26 protein-coding genes and 1 pseudogene are annotated in these 25,801 nt (G+C 70.8%); 14 read left to right on the top strand and 13 right to left on the bottom strand.

The features are described from left to right. Positions 1 to 97: 97 nt before the first annotated feature. Together OG520_RS35730 and OG520_RS35725 are read left to right on the top strand one after the other, a co-directional pair. Positions 98 to 550, top strand: coding sequence for an SRPBCC family protein (locus tag OG520_RS35730; RefSeq protein ID WP_406015861.1), 453 nt, complete (start codon positions 98 to 100; stop codon positions 548 to 550). A gap of 176 nt (positions 551 to 726) precedes the next feature. Then, positions 727 to 1,206, top strand: coding sequence for an SRPBCC family protein (locus OG520_RS35725; RefSeq protein WP_406015860.1), 480 nt, complete (start codon positions 727 to 729; stop codon positions 1,204 to 1,206). Between the two features lie 39 nt (positions 1,207 to 1,245). Here OG520_RS35725 and OG520_RS35720 read toward each other — a convergent pair whose 3' ends face one another. Next, entirely contained in the window at positions 1,246 to 2,376 is a 1,131-nt protein-coding gene (locus tag OG520_RS35720) for a PLP-dependent cysteine synthase family protein (RefSeq protein WP_399334037.1), read from the bottom strand. Positions 2,377 to 2,583: 207 nt separating this feature from the next. On the opposite strand from OG520_RS35720, the gene OG520_RS35715 reads away from it, so the two are divergent. Both OG520_RS35715 and OG520_RS35710 read left to right on the top strand, forming a co-directional pair. Then, positions 2,584 to 2,901 (top strand): hypothetical protein, encoded by a 318-nt coding sequence (locus tag OG520_RS35715; RefSeq protein WP_072485217.1) that lies wholly within the window; start codon positions 2,584 to 2,586, stop codon positions 2,899 to 2,901. Positions 2,902 to 3,087: 186 nt separating this feature from the next. Next, complete coding sequence (locus OG520_RS35710; RefSeq protein WP_399334036.1) at positions 3,088 to 3,609, top strand: ATP-binding protein; 522 nt, start codon at positions 3,088 to 3,090, stop codon at positions 3,607 to 3,609. Positions 3,610 to 3,704: 95 nt separating this feature from the next. Here OG520_RS35710 and OG520_RS35705 read toward each other — a convergent pair whose 3' ends face one another. Genes OG520_RS35705 through OG520_RS35695 form a run of 3 tightly spaced genes read right to left on the bottom strand, consistent with a single transcriptional unit; the run spans position 3,705 to position 7,349 of the window. Beyond that, entirely contained in the window at positions 3,705 to 6,269 is a 2,565-nt protein-coding gene (locus tag OG520_RS35705; protein WP_406015859.1) for an ABC transporter permease, read from the bottom strand. 4 nt (positions 6,270 to 6,273) lie between these two features. Beyond that, the gene (locus OG520_RS35700; protein ID WP_406015858.1) at positions 6,274 to 7,062 is read right to left on the bottom strand and encodes an ABC transporter ATP-binding protein; all 789 of its coding nucleotides are present in this window, start codon (positions 7,060 to 7,062) and stop codon (positions 6,274 to 6,276) included. Further along, entirely contained in the window at positions 7,059 to 7,349 is a 291-nt protein-coding gene (locus OG520_RS35695; protein WP_266426144.1) for an SHOCT domain-containing protein, read from the bottom strand. The genes OG520_RS35700 and OG520_RS35695 overlap by 4 nt, the downstream gene beginning before the upstream one ends. 100 nt (positions 7,350 to 7,449) lie before the next feature. Here OG520_RS35695 and OG520_RS35690 point away from each other — a divergent pair. After that, positions 7,450 to 7,918, top strand: a pseudogene (locus OG520_RS35690) (hypothetical protein); the annotation flags it as partial. Between the two features lie 193 nt (positions 7,919 to 8,111). Here the strand turns inward: OG520_RS35690 and OG520_RS35685 are convergent. Together OG520_RS35685 and OG520_RS35680 are read right to left on the bottom strand one after the other, a co-directional pair. After that, complete coding sequence (locus tag OG520_RS35685; RefSeq protein WP_406015857.1) at positions 8,112 to 8,573, bottom strand: hypothetical protein; 462 nt, start codon at positions 8,571 to 8,573, stop codon at positions 8,112 to 8,114. A 312-nt stretch (positions 8,574 to 8,885) separates the two neighbouring features. After that, positions 8,886 to 10,100 carry an ROK family protein gene (locus tag OG520_RS35680; protein WP_072485212.1) on the bottom strand — a complete coding sequence of 405 codons (1,215 nt, stop codon included), beginning with the start codon at positions 10,098 to 10,100 and terminating at the stop codon, positions 8,886 to 8,888. 108 nt (positions 10,101 to 10,208) lie between these two features. Between OG520_RS35680 and OG520_RS35675 the strand changes: the two genes are divergently transcribed. Continuing rightward, a complete protein-coding gene (locus tag OG520_RS35675) occupies positions 10,209 to 11,423 on the top strand; it encodes an MFS transporter (protein ID WP_406015856.1) in 1,215 nt (404 codons plus the stop codon). A 52-nt stretch (positions 11,424 to 11,475) separates the two neighbouring features. Beyond that, complete coding sequence (locus OG520_RS35670; protein ID WP_406015855.1) at positions 11,476 to 12,231, top strand: maleylpyruvate isomerase family mycothiol-dependent enzyme; 756 nt, start codon at positions 11,476 to 11,478, stop codon at positions 12,229 to 12,231. Between the two features lie 61 nt (positions 12,232 to 12,292). On the opposite strand, the gene OG520_RS35665 is transcribed toward OG520_RS35670, so the two are convergent. Beyond that, a complete protein-coding gene (locus tag OG520_RS35665; RefSeq protein WP_266423315.1) occupies positions 12,293 to 12,694 on the bottom strand; it encodes a MarR family winged helix-turn-helix transcriptional regulator in 402 nt (133 codons plus the stop codon). A gap of 87 nt (positions 12,695 to 12,781) precedes the next feature. Here OG520_RS35665 and OG520_RS35660 point away from each other — a divergent pair, with 87 nt between their 5' ends. After that, positions 12,782 to 14,311, top strand: coding sequence for an MFS transporter (locus tag OG520_RS35660; RefSeq protein WP_406015854.1), 1,530 nt, complete (start codon positions 12,782 to 12,784; stop codon positions 14,309 to 14,311). 81 nt (positions 14,312 to 14,392) lie between these two features. Here the strand turns inward: OG520_RS35660 and OG520_RS35655 are convergent, their stop codons facing one another. After that, positions 14,393 to 15,058 carry a response regulator gene (locus OG520_RS35655; protein ID WP_399334023.1) on the bottom strand — a complete coding sequence of 222 codons (666 nt, stop codon included), beginning with the start codon at positions 15,056 to 15,058 and terminating at the stop codon, positions 14,393 to 14,395. Continuing rightward, positions 15,055 to 16,308, bottom strand: a complete 1,254-nt coding sequence (locus OG520_RS35650; RefSeq protein ID WP_406015853.1) for a sensor histidine kinase — start codon at positions 16,306 to 16,308, stop codon at positions 15,055 to 15,057. Before OG520_RS35650 ends, OG520_RS35655 begins: the two co-directional genes overlap by 4 nt. Positions 16,309 to 16,472: 164 nt before the next feature. Between OG520_RS35650 and OG520_RS35645 the strand changes: the two genes are divergently transcribed. After that, positions 16,473 to 16,622, top strand: coding sequence for a hypothetical protein (locus tag OG520_RS35645; protein WP_406015852.1), 150 nt, complete (start codon positions 16,473 to 16,475; stop codon positions 16,620 to 16,622). Positions 16,623 to 16,794: 172 nt separating this feature from the next. On the opposite strand, the gene OG520_RS35640 is transcribed toward OG520_RS35645, so the two are convergent. After that, a complete protein-coding gene (locus OG520_RS35640) occupies positions 16,795 to 18,216 on the bottom strand; it encodes a transposase (protein WP_331748014.1) in 1,422 nt (473 codons plus the stop codon). Between the two features lie 246 nt (positions 18,217 to 18,462). Between OG520_RS35640 and OG520_RS35635 the strand changes: the two genes are divergently transcribed. After that, entirely contained in the window at positions 18,463 to 19,860 is a 1,398-nt protein-coding gene (locus tag OG520_RS35635) for an IS1380 family transposase (RefSeq protein WP_406015851.1), read from the top strand. Between the two features lie 112 nt (positions 19,861 to 19,972). On the opposite strand, the gene OG520_RS35630 is transcribed toward OG520_RS35635, so the two are convergent. Further along, on the bottom strand, positions 19,973 to 20,302 hold the full coding sequence (locus OG520_RS35630) for a hypothetical protein (protein ID WP_406015850.1): 330 nt from the start codon (positions 20,300 to 20,302) through the stop codon (positions 19,973 to 19,975). A gap of 349 nt (positions 20,303 to 20,651) precedes the next feature. Beyond that, complete coding sequence (locus OG520_RS35625) at positions 20,652 to 20,939, bottom strand: hypothetical protein (RefSeq protein WP_406015849.1); 288 nt, start codon at positions 20,937 to 20,939, stop codon at positions 20,652 to 20,654. A gap of 54 nt (positions 20,940 to 20,993) precedes the next feature. Here OG520_RS35625 and OG520_RS35620 point away from each other — a divergent pair, with 54 nt between their 5' ends. After that, the gene (locus OG520_RS35620; protein WP_406015848.1) at positions 20,994 to 21,725 is read left to right on the top strand and encodes a MerR family transcriptional regulator; all 732 of its coding nucleotides are present in this window, start codon (positions 20,994 to 20,996) and stop codon (positions 21,723 to 21,725) included. Between the two features lie 253 nt (positions 21,726 to 21,978). Then, on the top strand, positions 21,979 to 22,998 hold the full coding sequence (locus OG520_RS35615) for a DUF4331 family protein (RefSeq protein ID WP_406015847.1): 1,020 nt from the start codon (positions 21,979 to 21,981) through the stop codon (positions 22,996 to 22,998). 264 nt (positions 22,999 to 23,262) lie between these two features. Here OG520_RS35615 and OG520_RS35610 read toward each other — a convergent pair whose 3' ends face one another. Beyond that, complete coding sequence (locus OG520_RS35610; protein WP_406015846.1) at positions 23,263 to 24,249, bottom strand: alpha/beta fold hydrolase; 987 nt, start codon at positions 24,247 to 24,249, stop codon at positions 23,263 to 23,265. Between the two features lie 144 nt (positions 24,250 to 24,393). Between OG520_RS35610 and OG520_RS35605 the strand changes: the two genes are divergently transcribed. Together OG520_RS35605 and OG520_RS35600 are read left to right on the top strand one after the other, a co-directional pair. Next, positions 24,394 to 25,023 carry a helix-turn-helix domain-containing protein gene (locus OG520_RS35605; protein ID WP_406015845.1) on the top strand — a complete coding sequence of 210 codons (630 nt, stop codon included), beginning with the start codon at positions 24,394 to 24,396 and terminating at the stop codon, positions 25,021 to 25,023. 185 nt (positions 25,024 to 25,208) lie between these two features. Then, positions 25,209 to 25,760, top strand: a complete 552-nt coding sequence (locus OG520_RS35600; RefSeq protein WP_399338065.1) for a hypothetical protein — start codon at positions 25,209 to 25,211, stop codon at positions 25,758 to 25,760. Positions 25,761 to 25,801 lie beyond the last annotated feature (41 nt).

Genomic DNA, 25,801 nt, shown 5'->3' with positions numbered 1-25,801 from the left:
CTATTCGGACGTTTCGGCAACGCCGCGAGGTGCCGTGCCAGCCGCCGCGACCCCGGCCATGATCCGCCGGACAGGCCCTGGCCCTTAGGATCGAGGCGTGGCCGTCTTCCGGATCGAGCGCTTCACCTCCCTCCCCGCCGCCGAGTCCTGGCGCCGGGTGACGGACTGGGAACGGCACGCCGCGCATGTACCGCTGACCAGGATCACCGTCCCCGCGGGTCTGCCGACCGGGGTCGGGACCGTCTTCGTGGCGCGTACGGGTGTGGGGCCGCTGGCGTTCGACGATCCGATGGAAGTGGTGCGGTGGACGCCTCCCGCCGCCGGGCGCGCGGGGCTGTGCCGGCTGGAGAAGCGCGGTTCGCTGGTGCTGGGCCGGGCCTCGATCGACGTGTATCCGACGGACTTCGGATCCCATGTGGTGTGGGTGGAGGAGCTGGGCATCCGGCTGCTGCCGCGGTGGGGCGACCCGCTGATCGCCGGAGCGGGCCGCCGGGTCTTCGGCCGGGTGCTCGACAGCATGCTGGACCGTCCGGCGCGGCCCCGTCCGTAGCGGGTGCCAACCCCGGAGCGTGTCCGTGAGGTGCGCACGGACGGCGACAGCGACAGCGACAGCGACAGCGACAGCGACAGCGACAGCGACAGCGACAGCGACAGCGACAGCTGATGATGCGTCAGCTATGGTGTGCGCGGACCCGTCCGCCGCCGACCGCACGGGAGGTGCGTTCCATGCCACGCCGACTCCGTTCCGTGGAACTCGAGTTCGTCGATACCGCTCCGCTGAGGCTGGTCTTCGCCGCCGAGGTGGCTGCGGCTCCCGAGGAGGTCTACCGCGCGCTCGCCGACGACGTGCCGGGCTGGCCGGACTGGTTCACGGCGGTGACGGCCGCCCGGCCCGCCGAGGACGGCGCGGGCCGCGAGGTCCGGCTCAGGGGCGGCTACGTGATCCACGAGACGATCATGGCGGCGGAGCCCGGCAAGCGGTACGCCTACCGGGCCGACCGGACCAACGCCCCGGGCATGCGGGCCCTGTTGGAGGAGTGGCGGCTCACCCCGGCCGGGACCGGGACACTGGTGCGGTGGACCTTCGCCGCCGACGGCTCCGCGCCCTTCCGGTTCACCCTGCGGCTGGCCCGGTCGGGCATGGGCCGGTCCTTCCGGGACGCGGTACGCAAGCTCGACCGGCGGCTGACCGGGTCCGCGCCCTGAGGGCCGCCGCGCCGCACGCACCCGGTTCCGTCCCGGCGGTCAGGGCCAGTTGCCGTCGGCCAGGAAGGAGTCGATGGTCGCGGTGTACGGGGCGATGTCCAGGCCCTGTCCGGCGAGCCAGCTGTCGGAGTAGTACTTGTCGAGGTAGCGGTCGCCCGGGTCGCAGATCAGGGTGACGATGCTGCCCGTACCACCCTGCTCGACCATCTCGGCGACCAGTTTGAACGCGCTCCACAGCCCGGTGCCGGTGGAGCCGCCGGCCTTGCGGCCGATGGCCTTCTCCAGGGCGCGCACGGCCGCGACACTGGCCGCGTCCGGCACCTTCATCATCCGGTCGATGGCTCCGGGCACGAAGCTCGGCTCCATCCGGGGCCTGCCGATGCCCTCGATCCTGGAGCCGCAGTCGCTGGTGGCCAGGGGATTGTGGTTGGTCCAGCCGTCGAAGAAACAGGAGTTCTCCGGGTCGGGCACGCAGATCCGGGTGTCGAACTGCATGTAGTGCACATAGCGGGCGATGGTCGCCGAGGTGCCGCCGGTTCCGGCCGTGGCGACGATCCACGTCGGTTCCGGATAGCGCTCCAGCCGCAACTGCTGGTAGATCGACTCGGCGATGTTGTTGTTGCCGCGCCAGTCGGTGGCCCGCTCGGCATAGGTGAACTGGTCCATGTAGTGACCGCCGGTCTCCGCGGCGAGCGTGGCGGACTCCTCGTACATCTTCCGCGAGTCGTCGACGAAGTGGCAGCGGCCGCCGTGGAATTCGATCAGCCGGCACTTCTCGGGGCTGGTGGTGCGGGGCATCACGGCGATGAACGGCACGCCGATCAGCTTGGCGAAGTACGCCTCCGAGACGGCCGTCGAACCACTGGACGCCTCGATCACCGGCTTGTCCGGCCGGATCCAGCCGTTGCAGAGCCCGTAGAGGAAGAGCGAGCGGGCCAGCCGGTGCTTGAGACTGCCGGTGGGATGCGTCGACTCGTCCTTGAGATAGAGGTCGATGCCCCACGCCTCGGGCAGCGGGAAGCGCAGCAGATGGGTGTCGGCGGAGCGGTTGGCGTCGGCCTGGACCTTGCGCACCGCCTCCTTCAGCCAGGCCCGGTACCCGGCGTCGGAACGGTCGAAGTCGATCGTCGCCGCGGCCCGGCCGCCGTCTCCGTGCTTTTCGGTGCCCATCAGCGCGTTCCTCCTCGTGTCATCGTCACTCTCCACCCACAACCTATTCCTCCTACCTGCACAAACGTTTACTTTGGTGCTCCATAGCCCTGCCTTGGCGTCGGCCGGCCCGGCAACCGCGGCACCGGTCCGGGACGCGATCTGGCGCGCCGCCCCCGGTTTGTGCAGACTGCCCATCAGAAGTGTCACGAAGGGGGCGAAGCAGTCATGCCGGAAACGGAGTTCAGTGCGACGGGGGTACGGATCGAGCGATGGGCCCGCTCGCTCACCAGGGCCGGGCAGGTGATCGTCAAGGACGGCAGACTGGCCCTGCTGACCAGCAACGGGCGGGAGATCGACAGCGCCCCGGTGGTGACGGTGAGTGCGGGCAGACCGTGGTTCGCCGGGGCCGGCGCGGCCGTGGCCCGCCTCAACGGGACGCGGTACCGGCTGACGATGGGCCAGCGCAACCGCGGTCCGGACCGGGCCGGACCGGCCCGCCGGTTCCTGGAGACGCTGCGCAGTGCGGGCGGACGGATGACCTGAGACGGGTGGCGGCGACGGAGGGCCGCGAGTTGCGGAGCCGTGACCCCTGAGTGACATTGGACACGTCACTCATGGTTCACCGGCGGTGACACTGTGATCCACGCCGCTGGGTGCCCATCAGCAGCCGGCCAGCTGCTGGATCCGTTCCTTCGTCTTCTTCCGGACCTATTTCGGGGAGTCGCAGCCGTGATCAGCGAGCCAAGCAGGCACTGCACGGTGGAGCTCCAGGCCCTGCCGTCGCGGATCGGACAGGTCCGCAGAATCATCTCGGCGCAGTTGCGCTACTGGCATCTCGATCCTTTGATCGACCAGGCGGCGCTCGGCGTCACAGAACTGCTGACCAATGTCCACCGGCATGCCCAGCCGGACAAATCATGCACCGTCGAGATCGAGTTGCTGCTCGAACGGCTGACGGTGTCCGTCCATGACCACGACCCACGGCTGCCGACCGTGCGCGAACCCAGCGCGTCCAGTACATCGGGACGCGGGCTCGCACTGATCGCCGCGGTCAGCGAGAGCTGGGGGGTCCGGCCGAGGGGCGGGGCGGGGAAAGTCGTCTGGTTCACCCTTTCGGCGCCTCCCCGGTGCGCCCCGTTCCCGCCGCATTCGGTGTACGGGGCCACCACCGACGGACCGTTCGAGCTGGCCGCCCTCACCTATCTGGAGAGCGCCGCGCCTTCCGTCGCGCGGTCGGCGGTGGTCGGCTGAAGCGCCGGTGCCGGTGTCGGCGGTGACCCCGGCGGACGGTGGAGGGGCGCCTCCCGCTGGAAACCGCCGACGGCGTCCCGCCCCTCCACCGTGCGCTACTCGGCGGCGATCGCGCGGAGCACGTTCAGCCGCGCCGCCCGGCGGGCCGGGCGGCGGCCCGCCAGCGCTCCGGCGGCGATCCCCACAGCGGCGACCACCAGGAGTCGCAGCGGCGGCAGGTCGAAGGCGACGGCGGTGTCGCCCGCGGACGCCTCGACCAGCACCCAGCCGAGGAAGCCGCCGAGCAGCAGGCCGCCCGCCGTCCCGAACGCGGCCACCAGGACGGATTCCCAGCGGACCATCGAGCGCAACTGGCTCCTGGTCTGTCCCACCGCTCGCAACAGGCCCATCTCCCTGGTGCGTTCGTGGAGGGCGAGGGTGAGCGTGTTGGCGATGCCCAGCAGGCCGATCAGTACGGCGAGTGCCAGCAGGGCGTAGACCAGGGTGAGCATCATGTCGATGCCGCCGGCCGAGGACCGCGCGTACTCGCCGCGGGTCTGCACGTCGGGGTTGCCGTACGCCGCCGCGGTCTTCGCGACCGCCGCCTTGCCGTCGGCGACGGACACGCCGGGTCTGAAGGAGACGGCGATCAGCGAGTCGGCGTCCTGGGCGCGGTGCGGGGCCCAGGCCTGGCGGGTGATGACGTAGTCGCCTGCCAGTTCCGACCGCTCGTAGACGGCGCGGACGGTGAAGGCGCGCCGTGTGCCGTCGGTGAAGGCGAGCCGGACGGAGGAGCCGGGGTGCAGACCGCGCTTCGCGGCCTCGGTGCCGGAGACGGCGATCCCGTTCGTGCCCAGCCCCGTCAGCGAGCCGTCGACCCGGCCGAGGTCGAAGACCCTGCCGAGCGCGGCCGGGTCGGTGACGGTCAGGGCGCGGCCCGCACCGTCGACCTCCGCGACCCCCTTGCCGAGGCCGACGGCCGTCGCCACCTGCGGCAGCCGGTCGACGGCCGGGGCGAGCCGGGGGCTGAGGCCGCTGCCGCCCGCCCCGAAGGCGGGCGCGCTGATGGCGACATCGCCCGCGAAGGAGCGGTCGACGGTCTGGTTCATGGTCGCCTTCAGCGATGCGCCGAAGACGGTGAAGAGGGAGACCACGGCGACGCCGATCATCAGCGCGGTAGCGGTGGACGCGGTCCGCCGGGGGCTGCGCAAGGCATTGCGCCTGGCCAGTCGGCCGCTGACACCGCGCAGCCGGTCTAGCGGGGCGCCGAGGGTGCGTACCGCGTACGTGGCGGCGACCGGCCCGAGGACCACGAACGCGGCGAGTGCCAGTACCGCGCCGACGGCGGAGAGCCAGACGGACGGGGCGGCCAGGGCGCCGGTCAGGATGACGCCGACGGAGGCCACCAGCAGCACGAGCCCGGCGAGGGCCCGCGTCCGGGACGCCCCCGAGTCGTCGACGCCGCTCTCGCGCAGGGCGGCGAGCGGAGCGGTGCGTCCGGCCCGGACGGCTGGCAGGACGGCGGAGCCGAGACAGACGAGGACCCCCACGGCGAGCGGCAGCAGCAGCGAGACGGCGCCGATCACCAGCGAGCCGTCGGGGAACGGGAATCCGACGGCGGGGAAGAGCGCCTGGAGCCCGGCGGCGATGCCGATGCCTCCGGCCAGACCCGCGGCGGAGGCGATCACGGCGACCGCGGTCGCCTCGACGAGGGTCGAGGCGACGACCTGACGGCGTGCGGCGCCGAGGGCGCGGAGCAGGGCGTTCTCGCGGGTCCGCTGGGCGACGACGATCGCGAAGGTGTTGTGGATGGAGAAGGTGGCGACGAGCAGCACGATCCCGGAGAACACCAGCAGCAAGGTGGTGAACAGGCCGAGGAAGGCACCGGAGATCATGTCCCGGTTCTCGGCGGCCGCGGCCTGTCCGGTGACGGCCTCGACGCCCTTGGGCAGTACGGGCCGCAGCGCGTCGACGAGTTCCCGCTGGCCGGTGCCGGGTCCGGCGCGGACCTGGATGGCCGATGCCTCGCCGGGCTTCGGCGTGAGGTACTTCTCGGCGTCGGCCTGTGTCATGGCCGTGTAGGTGACCTGTCCCATGCCGTCCTGGCCGCCGAAGGTGGCCAGACCGACGATCGTGACGTGTACGGGGTCGGGGGTGCGCAGCACGGTCGTGTCGCCGATCCTGAGCCCGCCCCGGTCGGCGGTGCCGCGGTTGACGACGACCTCACCGGGTGCGGCCGGGGCGCGGCCGGCGGCGAGCCGGTACGGGTTGAGTTCCGGGTCGGTGATCCAGTTGCCGGCGAGGGTGGGCGGGCCCTGACCGCCGATGGGTCTGCCGTCGGCGCCGATGAGCTGGCCGGCGCCCTGGATGTCGGGGGCCGCGGCGGCGACGCCGGGCGTCCGCTCGATCCGCTTCACGAGTGCGGTGCTCACCGGCTGCCGGGTGCCCTGGGTCTCACCGGCGACGGTGACCACGTCGGAGCCGCGCACGACGGCGTCGGTTCCGGCGTTGGCGTCGGCGAACATGGTGTCGAAGCTCGCGCGGAGCGTGTCGCCCATGACGAGCGTCCCGGTGAGGAACGCGACGCCGAGCAGCACGGCGACGAACATACCGGCGAAGCGGCGCTTGTGGGCGCGGAGCGAGGCGATGCTCAGGCGTACGGAGGCCGGGGTGCCGTTCATTCCGTCACCGCCTGCGCGAGGGGTGGGGGGCGAAGGACTTGAAGCGGTCGAGCACGCGCTCCGCCGTGGGGTCGGGCATCCGGTCGACGAGTCGGCCGTCGGCGAGGAAGACGACCTCGTCCGCGTGGGCGGCGGCGACCGGGTCATGGGTGACCATGACGACGGTACGGGCGGTCTGCCGTACGGTGCGGCCGAGCAGCCGGAGCACCTCCTGGCCGGAGCGGGAGTCGAGGTTGCCGGTCGGTTCGTCGGCGAAGACGACATCGGGGCTGCCCGCGAAGGCCCGCGCCACCGCCACCCGCTGCTGCTGTCCGCCGGACAGTTCGCCGGGCCGGTGGTGCAGCCGGTCCCGGAGCCCGACGGTGTCGACGAGGGCGTCGAGCCATTCCGGGTCGGGCCGCTCCCCCGCGAGGTCGAGGGGAAGGGTGATGTTCTCGGCGACGGTGAGCGTCGGCAGGAGGTTGAAGGACTGGAAGACGAAGCCGATCCGCCGTCGGCGCAGCAGGGTGAGCCTGCGGTCGTCGAGCCCGCTGATGTCGGTGTCGCCGATGAAGGCGGAGCCCGAGGTGAGCGTGTCGAGTCCGGCGGCGCAGTGCATCAGGGTGGATTTGCCGGAGCCGGAGGGCCCCATGATCGCGGTGAAACGTCCGGCCGGGAAGTCGACGCTCACCCCGTCCAGGGCTCTGACCCGGGTGTCGCCCGCACCATAGAGCTTCACGGCGTCGACGACCCGGGCGGCGCAGGCGGGACCGGGCGTGGGGGTGGGTCCGGAGATGGGGACGGTGGTGGTCATGCCACGCCTCCCTTGCTGCCGCGGCCGAACTGTTCGTCCAGGACGGAGAGCCGGCGCCAGTACTCGTCCTCGTCGATCTCCCCGGCCGCGAAACGCCGGCCGAGCAGCGTGATCGGTGACGGTTCGGCGGGTGCCTCCTGGGTGGGACGCGCCTGCCAGGGGCCTCGCCGGCCGCGCCACACGGTACGGCGCAGCAGGGTGACGCCGCCGATGACGACGGCAGCCCAGAAGAGCGGGAAGAGGAGGATCCAGGGGCCGGGACCACCGCTGTATGCCAGAGTGTTCATCTCGGTCAGCTCCCTCGGTTCGGGGTTCGCGTTCAGGTTTTCCTGACGCTCCAGAGCCTCGCCCGGAGAGGGGGTCCGAGTCGTCGTACGGCCAGCGGCCGTGCGCATACCCCCTCGGGAGTACGTGGCGCTCCCCCGGCTGCTCCCGCAGGCGCCCAGGGTGTACCACCACGTCGCGGGTCGGCACGATCTCGCGCTCGCGGCCATCCGCCGTACGGCCTCGCAGATGCGCGAGACGGCCGACCGGGCCGACCGACTGCTCGAAGGCCCGGGAACGGCGTACGCGCGGATCTCCGCGTACCTCCTGCGCGAGCGCGACGTGCTGCGCGGCTGCCCGGCTGCCCGGCTGCCCGGCTGCCCGGCTGCCCGATCGGCCGATCGGCCGGCTCACGACGGACCCGGACGTCGTCGCCAGTGACGGGCTGCGGGCACCGGTCGACGAGACGCTCGACCGGCCGTGCGGCCGACTCGCCGAGATCGTTCAGGAGGGCCTGGACCAGGGCGAGTTCACCCGCCCGATCGTCGCCGAGGAGGTGGCGGGGACGATCGTCGCGACGACAGGGGCCGGCTGTCGACCTCACGAGGAGAACCGGCCCCGCCGCCCATCGCGCGCCAGGGGTGACGCCCTGTACACGCCCAGGGGTGACGTCCTGTACGCGCGGGTCCGGGCGCCTGGAACACGAAAGAGCCCCGCCGCAGGTGCGACGAGGGCTCGCGGTGGTACTCAGGCTTGGTTCCTACCGACCATGGTCCTGTCTGGATTCACTGACCGCCGCCGGTTCCGACATGGAACCTTGTCAGCGCAAACACGATCATGAGGTCGAGTGCCATCATGGGAATGGCCCACGCCGGGTAGTACGGAACGAACATGAACTGGGTGATCAGGCTGATCCCTGCGGCTGCTGCGCCGGCCCCGCGGCCCCAGCTCTTGTTTGTCAGGACTCCCAGGCCGGCGATAACGAGCGCCACTCCGACCACGAGGTGAATCACGCCCCACGAGGTCAGGCCGAACCGGTAGGCGTAGTGGGACGAGGCGGCGAACAGGGTGTCCTCTGCGATGCCGGAGGCGCCCATCAGAATGCTGAGTGGCCCGCTGAGCATCAGCGCAGCCCCGGCGAACAGGGACGCGCCGTTGACCTTTTCGCTGTCGGGCCCCCCGTGCCTCGGCCGTGTCCTGTCCGGCATCGATGTCATGGCCGTCGCCTTTCTGTACAGCGCGGTCACCGACGCACACTGCCCGTGCGAAGCCGGCCACGCTCCTCTGCCAGGATCACCGCAATCCTTCGGCGCCGCGACTGCAGAACCCGCCGCGGGGAGACAGCGGACGCCTGCCGCACTGCTGCCCCTGTGCCTGAGCCCCGGAAGTCCACAAGCCATCGACCGCGAGCGTGGCATCGCCCACCGCATCGCGCGCAAGGGGATCGAGATCCGGAACCCGGCACCCCGGACGTCGGCGTGCAGCGCGCGGCGGCACGGACGGCTTCGGAGCCGTACGACGCCGAATGCCGGGGCATGTACGACCGCCCTGAGTCCCCGTCAGGCCAGGGCGGCCAGCGGATCGTCCAGTACCGGCTGCCAGGCCAACTCCGCCGCGCCCACCAGGCTGTTGTGGTCGAGCGTGCACGGCAGGATGGGCACGCTGCCGCTCCGTCCCCACAGGCTGCGGTCGGCGACCACCGCGCGCAGCCGCTCCGGGTCCGCGTCGAGCAGGGCGCGGTGCAGTCCGCCGAGGATGATGCGGTCCGGGTTGAGGATGTTCACCAGACCGGCGAGCCCGAGGCCGAGCCGGTCGATCAGCTCCTCGGCCGCGCCCCGTACCGCCGCGTCCTCGTACTCCGTGCGCAGCAGATCGCCGGCCTGCTTGAGCAGCGACTCCTCCGGGCCGGGTTCGCGTCGGGCGGCGACGAGGAAGGCCAGCGGGTCGGTCTCGACGTCCAGGCAGCCGCGCCCGCCACAGTGGCAGGGGCGCCCCTCGGGGTTCACGGTGAGATGGCCCACCTCCAGCGCGAGTCCCGAACTCCCGGTGTGCAGGCGGCCGTCGAGGACCAGGGCGCCGCCCACTCCCCGGTGGCCGGTGGCCACACAGAGCAGGTGCTGGGCGCCGCGGCCCGCGCCGTGCCGGTGCTCGGCGAGCGCGGCGAGGTTGACGTCGTTCCCGGTGAACGCGGGTCCGGGGATGCCCGCTTCGCGTACGCAGTCGGCGAAGATCTCGCTCACCGGGGCGCCGGCCGGCCAGGCGATGTGCAGCGGGTTGAGCGCGGTGCCCTCCGGTTCGGCGACCGCCGACGGCACCGCGAGGCCCGCGCCGACGCAGCGCAGTCCGCTGTCCCGCAGCAACCGGGCGCAGTCGTCGACCACTTCACCGATGACCTGCGCCGGATCCGCCGTGACGGTGACACAGCCGGGAGCGGTGGCCACGAGCCGCCCGCCCAGCCCGACGAGCGCCGCCCGGAATCCGTCGGCGTGCACCTGAGCGGCGATGGCGACAGGTCCGGACTCCCGGACCGAGAGCCGGTGCGAGGGGCGGCCCTGCGAGCCGGCGGCGGAACCGGGCCGGGAGTCGACCCGGATCAGGCCGAGTGCCTCCAGTTCCGCGGCGACCGCACCGGCCGTCGCACGGGTGACGCCGAGCTCGGAGGTGAGGACGGCGCGGGTGGGCGCGCGTCCGGTGTGGACCAGTTCCAGCGCGGGTCCGAGCGCGCTGCGGCCCCTCTCCAACTTTGTCCGGGTGGTGGACACCTTGCCGTTCATGGGGGCGAGTCTCCCATGGTCCGCAGGTGCGTCCGACGCCCCGGTGGCGCGGTCGCGCCCCTGGCAACCGTCTTGCGCGCGCTGTCGAGGCGCCCCTATGCTGAGTTTGTGCCGCAACTAAACAAACTGCGGACGGCCCTACCGGGGGGACCTGGCGGAAACACCGCCGCATCTCCGTCGGCCCGCCTCCGTACCGCCCTGACCGTGTTCTTCGCCCTCGACGGTTTCCTCTTCGCCGGCTGGGTGGTCCGCATCCCGGCCATCAAGCACCAGACCGGTGCCTCGGCCGCCACTCTGGGCCTGGCCCTGCTCGGAGTCTCGGCCGGGGCCGTGGTGACCATGATGTTCACCGGCCGGCTGTGCCGGCGCTTCGGCAGTCACCTGGTGACCGTGGTCTGCGGCGTCCTGTTCTCCCTCGCCATCGCCCTGCCCGCGCAGACGCGTTCGGCGCTCGCGCTCGGCCTGGTACTGCTGGTCTTCGGTGCCGCGTACGGCGGGCTGAACGTGGCGATGAACAGCGCCGCGGTCGATCTGGTCGCCGCCCTGAGGCGTCCCGTGATGCCCGGCTTCCACGCCGCTTTCAGCCTCGGCGGAATGGTCGGCGCCGGACTCGGCGGGCTGGTCGCGGGCGGCCTCTCCCCCGCCACCCACCTCTTCGTCCTCACCGGGGTCGGACTCCTGGTCACCGCGGCGGTGGGGCCGGTGCTGCTGCGCCACCCGGCACCCCGGCCCCCGGTCGGGGCCAACGGCTCCGAGGCGCCGCGGCGGCTGAGCGGCAGGGCCCGCCGGCTGGTGCTCCTGTTCGGCGTGATCGCGCTCTGCACCGCCTACGGCGAAGGCGCGCTGGCCGACTGGGGCGCCCTCCACCTGGAACAGGACCTGCACGCCCACCCGGGCGTCGCCGCCGCCGGCTACTCCTTGTTCGCACTGGCCATGACGGCGGGCCGGCTCAGCGGCACGGCCCTGCTCGAACGGCTCGGCCAGACCCGCACCCTCGTCATGGGCGGTGCGACGGCGGCAGCCGGGATGCTGCTCGGCTCGCTGGCTCCCACCACGTGGGCGGCCCTCCTCGGCTTCGCGGTCACCGGCCTCGGCCTGGCCAATATCTTTCCGGTCGCGGTCGGCCGGGCCGGTGAGCTGGCCGGACCCGGCGGAGTGGCCGCCGCGTCGACGCTCGGCTACGGCGGCATGCTGCTCGGGCCACCCGCGATCGGCTTCCTGACCGACTGGTCCTCGCTCCCGGTGGCCCTCACCACGGTGGCGCTGCTGGCCACCGCCGCCGCGGCACTGGGGTACGGAGCACGCAACGCGACCCACGCGTGAGCGGCCGAACCCACCGCGCCGGGAGGCCCGTACCACTGGCACAATCGAAGCCATGGAGATCACGGACCACATCAAGTCCCTGGCCACCGAGGGACAGTTGCTGGCGACCGCCGCGCAGGAGGCGGGGACCGGGGCGCAGGTGCCGACGTGTCCGGACTGGCGGGTGCGCGATCTGCTGCGGCACATCGGGATGGTGCACCGCTGGGCGACCACGTTCGTGGTCGAGGGCCACACCTCGTACCACCCCGACGGCGGGGAACCGGATCTGGACGGGCCGGAACTGCTCGACTGGTTCCGCGAGGGCCACGGCCTCCTGGTGGACGCACTGGACACCGCACCGGCCGGGCTGGAGTGCTGGTCCTTCCTGCCCGCGCCGTCGCCCCTGGCCTTCTGGGCCCGGCGGCAGGCGCACGAGACCACGATCCACCGGGTGGACGCGGAGTCGGCCCGCGGCGGTCCGCTGTCAACGGTCCCGGCCGCTCACGCGGTGGACGGGATCGACGAGCTGCTGCGCGGAATGCACGCCCGCCCGAAGAGCCGGGTACGCACCCCGGCGCCGCGCTCCCTCCGGGTACGTGCCACGGACACCGGCGCCGTCTGGACCGTACGGCTCTCGCCGGAACCGCCGCAGGCCGTACGGGCGGACGGGGCTCCCGAAGAGGGGTCCGTCGACTGCGAGTTGAGCGGGTCGGCCGAGAAGCTCCACCTGACGCTCTGGAACCGGCTGCCGCTCACGGCGGTCACCGTGACGGGCGACCCGGAGCCCGCCCGGACCTGGTGCGAGAAATCCGGGATCACCTGGTCCTGACGACCGGCCGGGGCGAGCCGGTGCCCGACACCCGGTCCCCCGGCCCGCTCCGACGCCGCGGTCAGCCCCCCGGCCCGTTCAGCATCCGGGCGAGCACCGACCTCTGCAACGGCTTCACCTCGGCATGGCGCGCCCGGCCCTTCGCCGTCAGCTCCACCCGGACGCCCCGCCGGTCCTCGCTGCACATCCCCCGGCGCACGAGGTCGTCCTTCTCCAGCCGCGCGACCAGACGGGACAACGCGCTCTGGCTGAGATGGACCCGGGAAGCCAGCTCCTGCACGCGATAGGCGGAGCCGCCGTCCTCGGGCGCGCCCTCCGCCAGGACGTCGAGCACCTCGAAATCGCTGGCGCCGAGGCCGTGTCGGTGCAGCTCGCGGTCGAGCTCACAGAGCGTCCTGGCGTGCAGCGCGAGGATGTCCCGCCACTCGTCGACGAGCATCCGCTCGGACTTGTCCGCTGCCATAACCGCACGTTAGCAGAGATGAGGCAGATTGTTGCATCGGAATTAAATGCACGTGCATTCAATGCATGTGCATGTACCGTGCTCCTCATGACCACTCCGCTCAACGTCCCCGATTCCCACGAGCGTTGGAGCCCGCGCCTGTGGGGCACTCTCCTCGTGCTCTGCGCCGCGATGTTCCTGGACGCCCTCGACGTCTCCATGGTCGGCGTCGCGCTGCCCTCCATCGCCGACGATCTCGGACTGACCACGTCGACCCTCCAGTGGATCGTCAGCGGCTACATCCTCGGCTACGGCGGACTGCTGCTTCTCGGCGGCCGGGCGGCCGATCTGCTGGGCAGGCGCCAGGTATTCCTCGTCGCGCTCGGTGTCTTCGCCCTCGCCTCGTTGCTCGGCGGATTCGTCGACTCCGGACCGCTGCTGATCGCCAGTCGTTTCATCAAGGGCCTGAGCGCCGCCTTCACCGCACCGGCCGGGCTCTCGATCATCACCACCACGTTCAAGGAGGGCCCGCAGCGCAATCGCGCCCTCTCCATCTACACCACCTGCGCGGCCACCGGCTTCTCCATGGGCCTGGTCCTCTCGGGCCTGCTCACCCAGCTGTCCTGGCGGTGGACGATGCTGCTGCCCGCCCCGATCGCCCTGATCGCCCTGATCGCGGGCCTCAAGCTGATCCCGCACAGCGAGCGCGAGGACACCCACCGCGGCTACGACCTGCCGGGCGCCGTCACCGGCACGGCCGCCATGCTGCTGCTGGTCTTCACGGTCGTACAGGCACCCGAGGCCGGCTGGACCTCCGCCCGCACTCTGCTGTCGTTCCTCGCCGTCGCCGTCCTGCTCACCGTCTTCGTCACGATCGAGCGGCGCACCGCGAACCCGCTGATCCGCCTGACGGTGCTGCGCTCCGGGAGCCAGGTCAGGGCGCAGTTGGGCGCCGCGGCCTTCTTCGGCAGTTACGTGGGCTTCCAGTTCCTCGTCACCCAGTACATGCAGTCGCTGCTGGGCTGGTCCGCGCTGGAGACCGCGCTGGCCTTCCTGCCCGCGGGCGTGCTGGTCGCCCTGTCCTCGACGAAGATCGGTGATGTGGTGGACCGGTTCGGGACACCGCGTGTCATCGCGGCCGGCTTCACATTCCTCGTCGTCGGCTACGCGCTCTTCCTGCGGATCACCCTCACCCCGTCGTACGCCGTGGTGATCCTGCCGTCCATGCTGCTGCTCGGCGCGGCCTGCGCGCTGACCTTCCCCTCGCTCAACATCCAGGCGACCAACGGGGTCGACGACGACGAGCAGGGCATGGTCTCGGGCCTGCTGAACACCTCGATCCAGGTCGGCGGAGCGATCTTCCTGGCGGTGGTGACCGCGGTGATCACGGCGCACGGCAGCGGCGACGGATCACGTCAGGCGGTCCTGGACAGCTACCGGCCCGGCCTGGTCGTGGTGACCGCGGTGGCGTTCGCCGGACTGCTGGTCACGCTCACCGGCCTGCGGCGCCGCCGACCGGTTCAGCACACCGTGCTGGTCGCGTCGTCCGAGATGGACCGTGCGGCCGAGATGGACCGTGCGGCCGAGACCGGGGCGAGGGAGACGGCCGGCGCGCAGAAGGTGTCGCCGCGGGACTGACAACCGGGCGAGGGGGACAGGCGCGGTGTCGGGCCGGCGGCCAAGCATCTCGGCCGGACACCGCACCTGTCCCCGCCCGGATCAGCCGAGCCAGCCCGGCCGCACCAGCCCCGACTCGTAGGCGAGCACGACGAGTTGGGCCCGGTCGCGGGCACCCAGCTTCACCATGGTGCGGCTGACATGAGTCTTGGCGGTGAGCGGGCTGACGACCAGCCGTCGGGCGATCTCGTCGTTGGAGAGCCCTATGCCGACGAGCGCCATCACCTCCCTTTCCCGTTCGGTGAGTCCGCTCAGCCCCGTCGCCGTCGCGGGTTCCTTGGAACGGGCCGCGAACTCGGCGATCAGGCGGCGGGTGACCCCCGGCGAGAGCAGGGCGTCGCCGCCCACCACGGCGCGTACGGCGCGCAGCAGTTCCTCCGGTTCGGTGTCCTTGACGAGAAAGCCGGAGGCTCCGGACCGGATCGCCTCGAAGACGTACTCGTCGAGTTCGAAGGTGGTGAGCATGACCACCTTGACGTCGTTCAGGCAGGCATCCCCGGTGATGGCACGGGTCGCGGCGAGGCCGTCGAGATGCGGCATCCGGATGTCCATCAGCACGATGTCGGGCCTCAGTCCGCCCACCATGCGCACGGCTTCCGCGCCGTCGGCGGCCTCCCCCGCCACCTCGATGTCGGGCTGGGCGTCCAACAGGGCCCGGAAGCCCGCCCGGACCAGGGACTGGTCGTCGGCGAGCAGTACGCGGATCACGGTGTCTCCTCCTCGTGCGCCGCCGTGCCGGACGGCAGCGGAAGTTCGGCCCGCACCCGGAAGCCGCCGTCGGCCCGGGGGCCCGCCTCGATCGTGCCACCCAGCCCGGCGGCCCGCTCCCGCATCCCCGCCAGCCCGTTGCCGCTGCCTCCGGCGTCGCCGCCGGTGGCGGGTCCTTCGTCATCGATCCGGAGCCGGATGCGGCCGGGCCCGTAGACGATGCGGACCTGCGCGGTACGCGATCCGGAGTGCCGGACCACGTTCGTCAGTGCCTCCTGCACGATGCGGAAGGCGGCGAGATCCGCGCCGGGCGGTACCGATGGCCGTTCGCCGTCGGTCTCGACGGTGACGGTCAGTCCGGTGCCGGCCGCCTGCTCGACGAGTTCGGGGAGCCGGTCGAGTCCGGGGGCCGGGGCCCGGGGGGCGTCTCCCGGGGTGCGCAGGGTGTCAAGGACCTGACGGACCTCGCCCAGCGCCTCCTTGCTGGCGGCCTTGATGGTGGTGAGGGCCACGCGCGCCTGCTCGGGGTCGGAGTCCAGCAGCGCGAGACCCACGCTCGACTGGACGTTGATGACGGAGATGCTGTGGGCCAGGACATCATGGAGTTCGCGCGCCATCCGCAGCCGTTCCTCGTCGGCCCGGCGCTGCTCCGCGGCCTCCCGTTCCGCCCGTCGGTCCGCCCACTGCTCACGGCGTACGCGAACGAACTCGGCGGCGGCGACGATGGCCACCACCCAGGCGGCGATGCCCAGTTCCTGTCCCCAGGGGGCGGCGTGGTCGTCGGACGGCGGCAGCCACCGGTAGAGCCAGTGCGCCACCAGGACGTGTCCCAGCCACACCATGCCCACGGCCGACCAGGCGGCCCGCCGGTGTCCGGAGACGATCGCGCTGAAGCAGCCGACGGCGACGGCCAGGAAGACCGGCCCGTACGGATAGCCGGCCACCAGATAGATCATCGCCGCGGCCGAGCTGCCGAAGGCGGCCACCACGGGGTGGCGGTGGCGCAGCAGGAGCACGGCGACGGCCAGGAAGAGCAGCAGTCGCGCGAAGACGTCCAGCGGGGCCCGCTCGTCCATCTGCCCCCGGGCCGCGATGGTCGACCCGATCATGACGACGGCGCCGAGCAGAATCGTCGACGGCCAGGGCAGCCGGGAGGCGGAGCGTCCCGGCTCCCCGGTCAGCCACCGCGGCGGCTCGCCGTGTGCCCAGGGAGGACCGCCGCTGCTTCCGTGTGAGCGCTGCTCTTCCATATCGGCCACGCTAGACCGCGGGCCCCGGCAAAGGCGTCAGCCGGGCGTGGTGATCACCCGTACTCCGTGGGGAGTACGTCGTACGGGGCCGGGCCACGGGCGAAGGGGGCTGCCGGCTGCAGGAGGGCCGGACGTCGGTGACGCCGGTCCCGGCCCGGGATTCCATGGTCCGATCTCAGATGCCGCGCTTCATGGCGCGGGTGGACAGGATCAGCCCGATGGTGGCGATCGACGTGGTGGCGGTGAGCCCGTGGAGCACCGAGGTGTTGAGGAAGTCTCCGGTGAACAGGGCGCGGGCGGCGTCGACGACGTAGGTGATGGGGCTGATCGCGGCGACGGCGCCCAGCCAGCCCGGTCCGGCGTCGACTCCGAGAAATCAAGGCGTAACGGTCAGTCCGATTGCCACGGCTCGCCGAATACGGACACCCTCACGCGCCGACAACACCCCGCTCGCCGCACCTCAGCTTGCGATTTTAGCTTCTGTCGTCACTCTGTGTGTTTACTGGTGGTCCGTTCGCTCTTGCGGTAGGGCGGTCGCTTGGATTTCGGGCGGTTCTTCGAGCCTTTCGGGCGGCCTGGGCCGGGGCGGGTGGGTTTCGGCGAGTCGGCGGGTGTGCCGATGCGTGCGCGGAGTCGGCGGAAGCCGAGGCGGACCTTGTAGGGGCTGAGGGACTTACCCGGGTCCGGTCTTGGGTGCCAGGGGCGGCGCAGGTCGTCCACGAGGTGGCGGGCGAGGCGTAGTTGGGCGTAGGCGCCCATGGCCAGGGACACCCACCGGTCGGTGGCTGCCGCCGAGCTCAGGTGCGCGCTGGCCAGCCCGAGATAGGACTTGGCGAAGCGGTGGAAGTGCTCCTGGTCGAAGCGCCGCAGGTAGGCCTTCCAGAGCAGGTCCGGGTCGGCCGGAACGGGGCCGGCGTGCCACAGCCACAGGTCCTTGGGTGGCTTGCGGCCGTCGGGCAGGTGGTCGACGACCACTTGCAGGACCGTGCCGCGCACGATCGGCAACTGCTTGTCCCGCGGCCAGTTGGCCCAGCGGCCGGTGCTGCCGAGTTTTTGGTGCAGTCCGCTCCAGGCGCGGACGGTCACGGTGCCGTACAGCTCGGACTCCACGGTGCGTTCGAAGTCGGGGGCGTGTCGTTTGGCGGGGTCGGAACAGGAGAACTCCGCGCCGTGGCGCGGCGGCGCGCCCATCTGGCCCGGTCGCCGGGGCGGGGGGTCGAGGTAGAAGACCCGGGTGGCGCGCAGCCGGACCAGCAGTTGCACGTCATGGCCGGCCAGGGCGTGGGTGAGGTCGGTTGCGTAGTTCCCAGCGTCGAGCAGGACCAGCGGCGGCGGGTCGCCGGGCTGCCACTTCCCGGTCGCGGTCAGGTCTTTGAGCAGCCCGGTGATCTGGTCGATCGTGACGTCGGTGTGCTCCTCGCCGGGCCGCAGTCGGCGTGCCTCGATGGGGTCGACCCAGGAGGAGGACCCCCACTGGATGCCGACGAGCAGGCTGTAGGGCCAGCCGGGCAGCCAGCGATCCCCTCCCTTGCCGCGGACCTGCACCATCGTCCGCTCGTCGGCGTACTCGGCGTCGGGGCGCGCGTGCGGAGTGGTGTCGATCGCGAACATCAGCGGCTCGCCTGCCCTGGCCGGGGCCGACAGGCCGATCAGCAGGTGCCGCAAGCGGCTACTGCTTATCTGGCCATGGGCCAGGGCGTCGTAGACAGAGCCGTGTCGTCGGCGGAACTCCGGCTCCAAGGACAGCTCTACCGGTGATCGCACCGGGCCCTGCGCGCACAGCATCGCGTCCGCCAACTCGAACAGGGCATCCCCGCGGCGGGTGAAGCAGGCATGGAGACCCGCACGGAACCTGGATAACTCGGACAACGCCTCGACGCGGGCAGGGCTGTCTTGCAGACTGTCCATCACGGCCTTCTGGTGCAGCTGGATCTCTGGCGAGAACCCAGCGTCACCCGAAGGCCGTTCCCATGTCCGGCGAACAGCAGAACCCCAACCTAAACGATCTTCGCGTCCTAAAATCGCAAGCTAAGCCTCGATCCACCGACCCGTGCCTTGTGGATAACGTCTCGGAAAACGAAGAAGTGCCTTGTGACCTGCGATGATGGGAGTTCTTCAGGCTCCATCACGCACAATCAGCAAGGCACTTCCGAGATGCAAGTTTCCCACACGCGGGCGGCGGTCTCCGCTGCCTTCGATGACGCGAACCTGATCGCGCATGCCGGGCTGGTTCCGGTGATGCGGCTGGCCGAGCGGTGCGGTCTGCCCCGGCTGGTGAGGGAGAAGGTGAGGCTGACCGGGACGAAGAACGGCGCGGGTGCCTCGGCGGACGCCAAGGTCACCGGCATCGTGGGCGGCATGGCCGCAGGGGCGGACAGCATCGACGACCTCGACGTTCTGCGCCACGGTGCGATGTCGGCCGTGTTCGAAGGGGTCCGTGCCCCGTCCACCCTGGGCACCTTCCTCCGCTCCTTCACCCACGGTCACGCCCTCCAACTGCACGCGGTACACCGCAGGTTCCTCGGCGAACTGGCCGCGCACACCCCGTTGCTGCCCGGCTCCGGCGAGAAGGCGTTCATCGACGTCGACTCCACCCACAAACGCGTCTACGGCCGCACCAAGCAGGGTGGCGAGTACGGCCGGTTCAAGGGCATCCGCACCCTGCACCCTCTGCTCTCCACGATCTGCACCCCCACCTCCCGCCCGGTGATCGCCACCGTGCGGATGCGCCGCGGCAAAGCAGCCGACTCCCGGGGCGCCCCGAAATTCGTCAGCGAGGCGCTGGCCACCGCCGTCGAGGCCGGCTGCACCGGCATGCGCATCTTGCGCGCGGACTCGCAGTTCTACAACGCCGGTGTCATCGCCGCCTGCCGCCGGTCCGGCGCCCGCTTCTCCCTCACCACCGGGATGAACCCCTCCATCGAACGAGCCATCCACAGCATCCCCGACACCGCGTGGCAGCAGATCACCTACCCGACCGCGGTGCCCGACCCTGAGACCGGCGAGCTCATCTCGGACGCCGAGGTTGCCGAGATGCCCGCCTACACCGCCTTCGCCAGCCGCAAGAAAGGCGAGCGGGTCACGGCCCGGCTGATCGTGCGCCGGGTCCGTGACCTGGCCAAACCCGCCGTCGTCGGCGAGCAGGGCGAGTTGTTCCCGGTCTGGCGCCACCACCCGTTCTTCACCGACACCCCCGCGCCGACGCTCGAGGCCGAGCGGGAGCACCGCCACCACGCCGTCGTCGAGCAGGTCATCGCCGACAGCAAAGCCTCCGCCCTGGCCCACCTGCCGTCGGGACACTTCCACGCCAATGCCGCCTGGCTGATCCAGTGGGCGATGGCCTACAACCTGCTGCGGGCCGCCGGGGCACTGACCTCCGCCTTCCACGCCAAGGCCACCACCGCCACCCTCCGCGCCCACCTGGTCCAGGTCCCGGCCCGGATCGCCCGCTCCGCACGGCGCGTCACCCTGCACCTACCGCACAACTGGCCCTGGCAAAAAGCCTGGACGCACCTGTTCGACACCGTCCACCGCCCACCCGAACCCGCCTGACAGTCTCTGCCCACCCCGCCCGCCAGGGCCCGACCGGAACCAAAACCGTGGAAAAGCTGGGCAGACCAGCGGATGCAGCACGCCCATGCCCATCGGTCGACCCAAAACCGGCTCAGAAGCCCGTCAGAAGATCACTTCCAGACCACGTCGGCGGATCGAGGCTAAGTGGTCGGCGCTGGAAATCCTTCGGGGGTTGATCAAGCTGCCAGGGCGCCGGAGGATTCTTCTTGTCGGCCGACGGACGTATGTCGGTCGGGCCGGGCCGGGCCGGTAGATCGTCCAGGTCGGAGGTGGTGAACCTCCGCTGGAACGGCTGTGCCGTGGCGTTGTAGCGGTCCTCGAATGCTCGGAACCGGTCCCCGACCTGGGCCAGGTCTGTGAAGTCGTTCGGCGGGACGACCTTGCGCTGCACGACGGAAAAGAAGATCTCTACCTGGTTCAACCAGGAGGCGTGCACCGGCAAACCGCCGTGGGCGAACCGGCCCCGCGATGTCCGCACCCGTATCCACGTGCAGGCGGGTCTCGGCGGCGATACGGGCGTGGAGTGTCCGCGGGCCGCGTGCAGCACGATTTGCGCGCGTATCCGGGCCTGGCGCTCGGTCCTGTGGCCGTAGGCCGCCTTCTTCAGCTGGCGCCGGTCGGAGGCGGTCAGGATGACCGGGCAGGCGGTGGCAGCAGGCAAGGAGAGCAACGGTCAATCCCGGGAGGGTCGTTCAGGACGGTCAAGCACCGGCCGCGGCCCGAATTCGGTGGCCGCGCGGCCTGGACGGCCGCTGCGGCTGGTCGGATCCTCAATCCCGATGCCTGTCGGCCGGTGCCTTCAGCAGTCGGTTCAGCTCGCCTCCGGCCTCGTCGTACCCGGCGTCGGCGATCCGTTGCAGCTCGCGCAAGTCGCCGGTCGAGGCCGCGCGTCGAGTGAGCAGAAACCCAGCACGCATGGATCCCTCGTCCAACAGCTCGCTCAGCTCCCCGAGATCGCCGGCTGCGTCGGCGAGGTCGGCCAGCCGGTCCAAAGCGGTCTCGTTGCCCTCGTCGGCCAGCTCGCGCAGGGTCTCCCGATCGAAATTCGTGTTCGTCATGACACCATGCTGCAACCTTGCCCCAGGGGAAGGGTCAAGTGGGACGATGGCCGGGTGATCACCATCGGGCAGCTGGCCAGGTACGTCGGCGTGTCGATCAAGACCATCCGCGTCTATCACGACAAGAGGCTGCTCCCCGAGCCCGACCGCGATGCGTCCGGCTACCGGCGGTACGGCGCGAACGACGCCATCGGCCTGATCAAGATCCGGACGCTCGCCGAAGCAGGCGTCCCCCTGGCCCGTATCCGGGACCTCACATCAGCAACCAACGACGAGTTCCAGCAGGCGCTGCGCAAGATCGACGACGAGCTCACCGACCGCATTCACGGTCTGCGGGCAACGCAGGGGCGCCTGCGCCGGCTCGCCGCCGGGCAGCTGGCACCGCTGCCCACCGAGGTCGGTGCCCATCTGGAGCACCTGGCCCGCTGGGGATTCACCCCTCGTTGGGTGGACCTGCAACGCGACCTGTGGATCCTCGTCTTCGCCACCCATCCAGACCGCGCGATCACCCTGTTTCACGACCAGGCCGAGACCCTGGCCGACCCGGCGCTACGGCAGCTCTTCCTCGACTACGACCACGCGCATGACCTCGACGCCGACGATCCCCGCATCGACGGCCTCGCCCGCCGGATCGCCAAGGCGACCCGGGAACGCTACGGACCCGACGAACCGCCCGAGCTGGATGCAGCCTCCGATATCCCCGCCCTCATCCAGGGCACGGTCAACGCCTCGTCCCCGGCATGGCAGCGACTCGACACACTCATCCGCGCACAACTGGATGCGTGACTCGACGTTGGGGACGCACGGTCGCGGCTGCGCGCGGAAGATCAGTCAGCGCGTGCCGCGAACTACAGGGCAGACGCCTGCCGGTGACCCATTCGAGCGTTGTTTGACGGCCGTGCCTTCGCCCTCGATGGTCGGACTGCTGTGACGGCTAGCGTGGATGCACCGCCCAGGTGTGGGTGTACCTCACGCGCCCCAGAACGACCGTTCCAGCGTTCTAGCGGTTTCCGACGGGCGAGCAACGGAAGGGCCTGACATGTCCAACCACTTCACCGGCCTCAGCCTTGGGCCACCACTCGGCGACCAGCGTCTCGATCTGTGCGACCTATATGCCTTCGGTGTACCCGGCGATCCGAGCAGAACCGTTCTCATCCTCAATGCCAATCCCAACGCAGATGCCATGCACCCCGACGCCGTATACCGCCTGAACATTGACAACGACGGCGATTACCTGACCGACGGCGCCTTCAGCTGGGTCTTCAGCCCGCCGGCATCCGACGGCTCGCAGACCTACAGCGTCTTCATGGCAACCGGTGCGGAGTCCCGCAGGCCCGAGGCGGTCGGCACCAAGATCGTTTCAGACGCCGCCGTCTCCTTCGGCCCCCACGCCAACGTGGTCAGCAGCGGCGACTACAAGGTGGCCGCCGGTAGCCGCAGTGATGCCTTTTTCTTCGACTTCGACGGAATCGGGAATCTGTTCGACACCAGCGGCAACCGGAATTTCACCGCGCCGCATCTGGGCGGAAAGTCCCCGTGGACCGGCGTCGACTCCAACAGCACGGCCAACGTCTTCTCCATGGCCATCGAACTGCCGACAGCGGAGCTGGCTCCCAAGCCCGAGCTGCACATCTGGGGCCGGTGCAGCGTCCTGCGCGACGGCGAACTCGTCCACGCGGACCGGGCCGGGCACCCGTCAATGAGCAGCTTCTTCAACACCGACGACACAAAGGAGGAGTACAACGCCAGCGAGCCGGTCAACGACCGGGCCAGGTGGACGGACCAGTTCGTCCACCTGTTGGGCCACACCGGCGGCTACTCGCGTGAGGAGGCGATCACCGCGCTCGACGAGCACGGCCTCCTGCCGGACGTGCTGCACTTCGACCCGTCCAAGCCTGCCGCGTACCCGAATGGCCGGACATTCACGGAAGACGTCATCGACATCCGCGTCGCGTTCCTCACCAAGAGCGAGGCGCCGCCCACCGGCCTGACGCCGCACACCGACACCCTGGACCAGTTCCCGTACCTCGGCAACCCGCACCCGGCAGCCACCTCCTGACGGATCCCGGCGGGACACACCCGGGCTCCGACGGCCGAGCCGGGACAGGCCGATCGATCAGTAAATCGGACTAGTACTCCAGCTGTAGATCGCGATCTTGCTGGTTGAGTCGACGCACGGTAGTTGTCACATAGGCACGCTTGTTGTCACCGGCGTAGTACGTGCGGTGCGACGGTTCGGCATCACCGATGCACAACGGCATGCGCCACCTCGGCGCGGCCCACCCGAAACGCCCCGCCAAGCTGCCCAGGTAGCCCGCCTGGTTCAGCCCTGAATCGTGGCAAGCCAGTCGGTCAGCAGGCTGTTGACCTCGTCAGGGCGTTCCTGCTGGATCCAGTGGCCGCAGCCATCGAGGAGGTGGGAGGAAGACAGGGCGGGGAGGGCGGTGGGGTAGGCGTCGATGGCTTCGGCCATCCAGGTGGTGGAGGCGTCCAGTGCGCCGCCGACGAACAAGGCGGGCTGCTTGATCGGGGCTCCGCGGTGGGGGGCGAGGTCTTCCCAGTCGCGGTCCATGTTGCGGTAGCGGTTGAGGGCGCCGGTCAGGCCGGTGCGCTCGAACTCCCCGGCGTAGACGTCGAGGTCCTCCTCGCTCAACCAGGCCGGGAGCGGGCCGACGGGGAAACGGTCGCGCAGCTGACAGCCCAGGGCGACGAAGTGCGGATCGGGCTCGCCCTCGGCTGGCATGGTGTCGGCGGACAGGGCCGCGTAGAAGCCTGCGAGCCAGCCCCGGACGTCGGGCTCGATCTCCGCCTCGGCGCGGCCGGGCTCCTGGAAGTAGGAGACGTAGAACTCCTGCTCGGGGCCGCCGATCTGGCCGAAGATGTCGGTGGGGCGGGGGCCGCCGGGCGGCGCGTACGGGACGCTCAGCAAGCCGACCGCGCGGAAGACTTCGGGGTGGAGCAAGGCGGAGGCGGCGGCGATGTTGGAGCCCCAGTCGTGGCCGACGATCACCGCGCTTTCCTCGCCGAGGGCGTGCACGACGGCGACGTTGTCCTTCACCAGGTCGAGCATTCGGTAGGCGTCGGTCGCGGCGGGCTTGGAGGAGCGGCCGTAGCCACGTACGTCGATCGCCACTGCCCGGTATCCGGCCGCGGCGAGGGCCGGGAGTTGGCGGCGCCAGGAGTACCAGGACTCGGGAAAGCCGTGCACGAGCAGGATCAGCGGGCCGGTGCCCTGCTCCGCCAGATGCAGGCGCCCAGCAGGGGCCTCGACGGTGCGGTGGCGAAGTGCGGCGGTCGGCTCAGACTTCATGGGGGACTTCTCCTCGGTTCGCGGGCGTCCGACGGGTACCCATCGATCATGCGGCGCGGCGGCCACTCGGCGCGATCAGCGTTGCCATTCTGGCAAGCTTGCAGGACAGGCGGTGAAGCGGCACGGCGGGAAGGAACGGGGACGGTGACAGGTGACGACGTGGCCCAGACGCTGGCGGCGATGGGGCCCCGGCTACGGGTCGTGCGCGAGCGCCGTGGCGTCACACTCGCCGATGTCAGCCGCGCGACCGGCATCTCGCCCAGTACGCTGTCGCGGATCGAGACCCGCCGGCGCAAGCCCACCCTGGAGGTGGTGCTGCAGCTGGCGAAGGAATACGGAGTCGCCCTGGACGAACTGGTCGGCACCGCACCCGCCCCTGCGGCCGAGCTCCGCAGCACGGCGCCGCACAGCTTCGGCGACGAGAAGGCGGTGTTGCCGCTGACCCGGTACGTCGGCGGCCTGCACGCCCACAAGCATGTCCTGCCTGCCGTCGCGGAGCCGCCTGGACGGCCCCGGCAGGTATCCCACGAGGGCTTCGAGTGGCTGTGCGTCCTGTACGGGCGGTTGCGGCTCGCACTGGGCAGCCAGGACCTCGTCCTGACTGCCGGGGACGTCCTCGAGTTCGACACCCGCATCCCCCACGGAGTCGCGAACGCCGGATCCGACGGACCGGTCGAGTACCTGATCATGTTCGGGCCTCAGGGAGAACGTCTACGGCTGCGCACCCCTCCAGCCGCTGGTCGCGGGACTGGTGGCAGAAGGGCTGCTGAATGAGCAGTTGTGACAAGCCGCGTGCCTCGTCGGTGACAACCACGCTGCTCCGCTCGGTCTCATTCGCCACGTCATCCGGCTCTGCCGGTGACAACTACTGAGCTTCGGCTCACTGGTCGGGGATGTGGTCATGGGGATGGATCGATATCGGATCGCCTGAGGCGGTCGTCAACTGGCAGGCTGCTTCCATGGATCACGCGGAAGTACTGCTCATCGGGGGGCGGGCCGGTGTCGGCAAGACGACGGTGGGGTGGGAGGTTTCGGCGTTGCTGCGCGCCGTGGCGGTCTCCCATGCGGTCATCGATGGTGACTTCATGGGGCAGGTGCATCCGGCACCAGAGGGGGACCCGCACCGTTCGGAGATCACGGAGAGGAATCTGACGGCCGTGTGGGAGAACTTCACCCGGCTCGGCTACTGCCGTCTGATCTACACGAACACCGCGAGTGTGCTACCTGAGGCGACCGGCATGTTCGAGCGTGCCATGGGGGCGAAGGTGCGTATCACGCGGGTCTTGCTCACCGCTTCCGACGTCACCGCCGGCGAGCGGCTGGTCGGCCGGGAACTCGGCTCGGAGCTGGAGCAGGAGCTGGAAGGCGGTGTCCGTAAGGCACGGCTTCTGGACCAGCGGGCCTGCGTGGGGACCGTGCGGGTGGTGACAGACGGACGGCCTGTCGTGGACATCGCGCGCGAGGTTGTGACCGCCACCGGCTGGGCCGGGAAGCATGCCGCTCGCTGCTAATGATCGCGCTTGTGGGCTGGTCCGGGAACGGATGCGGCCAC

Source organism: Streptomyces sp. NBC_00984 (assembly GCF_045162475.1).
In the GTDB taxonomy this organism is placed as follows: Bacteria; Actinomycetota; Actinomycetes; order Streptomycetales; family Streptomycetaceae; genus Streptomyces.
The sequence above is the reverse complement of the archived record's forward strand: the minus strand, read 5'-3'. Positions and strand labels throughout refer to the sequence as shown.

Bases quoted from the DNA above. Each gene is read 5' to 3' on its own strand.
- OG520_RS35725 (WP_406015860.1), top strand. From the start codon at position 727: ATGCCACGCCGACTCCGTTCCGTGGAACTCGAGTTCGTCGATACCGCT.
- OG520_RS35720 (WP_399334037.1), bottom strand. From the start codon at position 2,376: ATGGGCACCGAAAAGCACGGAGACGGCGGCCGGGCCGCGGCGACGATC.
- OG520_RS35715 (WP_072485217.1), top strand. From the start codon at position 2,584: ATGCCGGAAACGGAGTTCAGTGCGACGGGGGTACGGATCGAGCGATGG.
- OG520_RS35705 (WP_406015859.1), bottom strand. From the start codon at position 6,269: ATGAACGGCACCCCGGCCTCCGTACGCCTGAGCATCGCCTCGCTCCGC.
- OG520_RS35700 (WP_406015858.1), bottom strand. From the start codon at position 7,062: ATGACCACCACCGTCCCCATCTCCGGACCCACCCCCACGCCCGGTCCC.
- OG520_RS35695 (WP_266426144.1), bottom strand. From the start codon at position 7,349: ATGAACACTCTGGCATACAGCGGTGGTCCCGGCCCCTGGATCCTCCTC.
- OG520_RS35680 (WP_072485212.1), bottom strand. From the start codon at position 10,100: ATGAACGGCAAGGTGTCCACCACCCGGACAAAGTTGGAGAGGGGCCGC.
- OG520_RS35670 (WP_406015855.1), top strand. From the start codon at position 11,476: ATGGAGATCACGGACCACATCAAGTCCCTGGCCACCGAGGGACAGTTG.
- OG520_RS35665 (WP_266423315.1), bottom strand. From the start codon at position 12,694: ATGGCAGCGGACAAGTCCGAGCGGATGCTCGTCGACGAGTGGCGGGAC.
- OG520_RS35660 (WP_406015854.1), top strand. From the start codon at position 12,782: ATGACCACTCCGCTCAACGTCCCCGATTCCCACGAGCGTTGGAGCCCG.
- OG520_RS35650 (WP_406015853.1), bottom strand. From the start codon at position 16,308: ATGGAAGAGCAGCGCTCACACGGAAGCAGCGGCGGTCCTCCCTGGGCA.
- OG520_RS35645 (WP_406015852.1), top strand. From the start codon at position 16,473: ATGGTCCGATCTCAGATGCCGCGCTTCATGGCGCGGGTGGACAGGATC.
- OG520_RS35640 (WP_331748014.1), bottom strand. From the start codon at position 18,216: ATGGACAGTCTGCAAGACAGCCCTGCCCGCGTCGAGGCGTTGTCCGAG.
- OG520_RS35635 (WP_406015851.1), top strand. From the start codon at position 18,463: ATGCAAGTTTCCCACACGCGGGCGGCGGTCTCCGCTGCCTTCGATGAC.
- OG520_RS35625 (WP_406015849.1), bottom strand. From the start codon at position 20,939: ATGACGAACACGAATTTCGATCGGGAGACCCTGCGCGAGCTGGCCGAC.
- OG520_RS35615 (WP_406015847.1), top strand. From the start codon at position 21,979: ATGTCCAACCACTTCACCGGCCTCAGCCTTGGGCCACCACTCGGCGAC.
- OG520_RS35610 (WP_406015846.1), bottom strand. From the start codon at position 24,249: ATGAAGTCTGAGCCGACCGCCGCACTTCGCCACCGCACCGTCGAGGCC.
- OG520_RS35600 (WP_399338065.1), top strand. From the start codon at position 25,209: ATGGATCACGCGGAAGTACTGCTCATCGGGGGGCGGGCCGGTGTCGGC.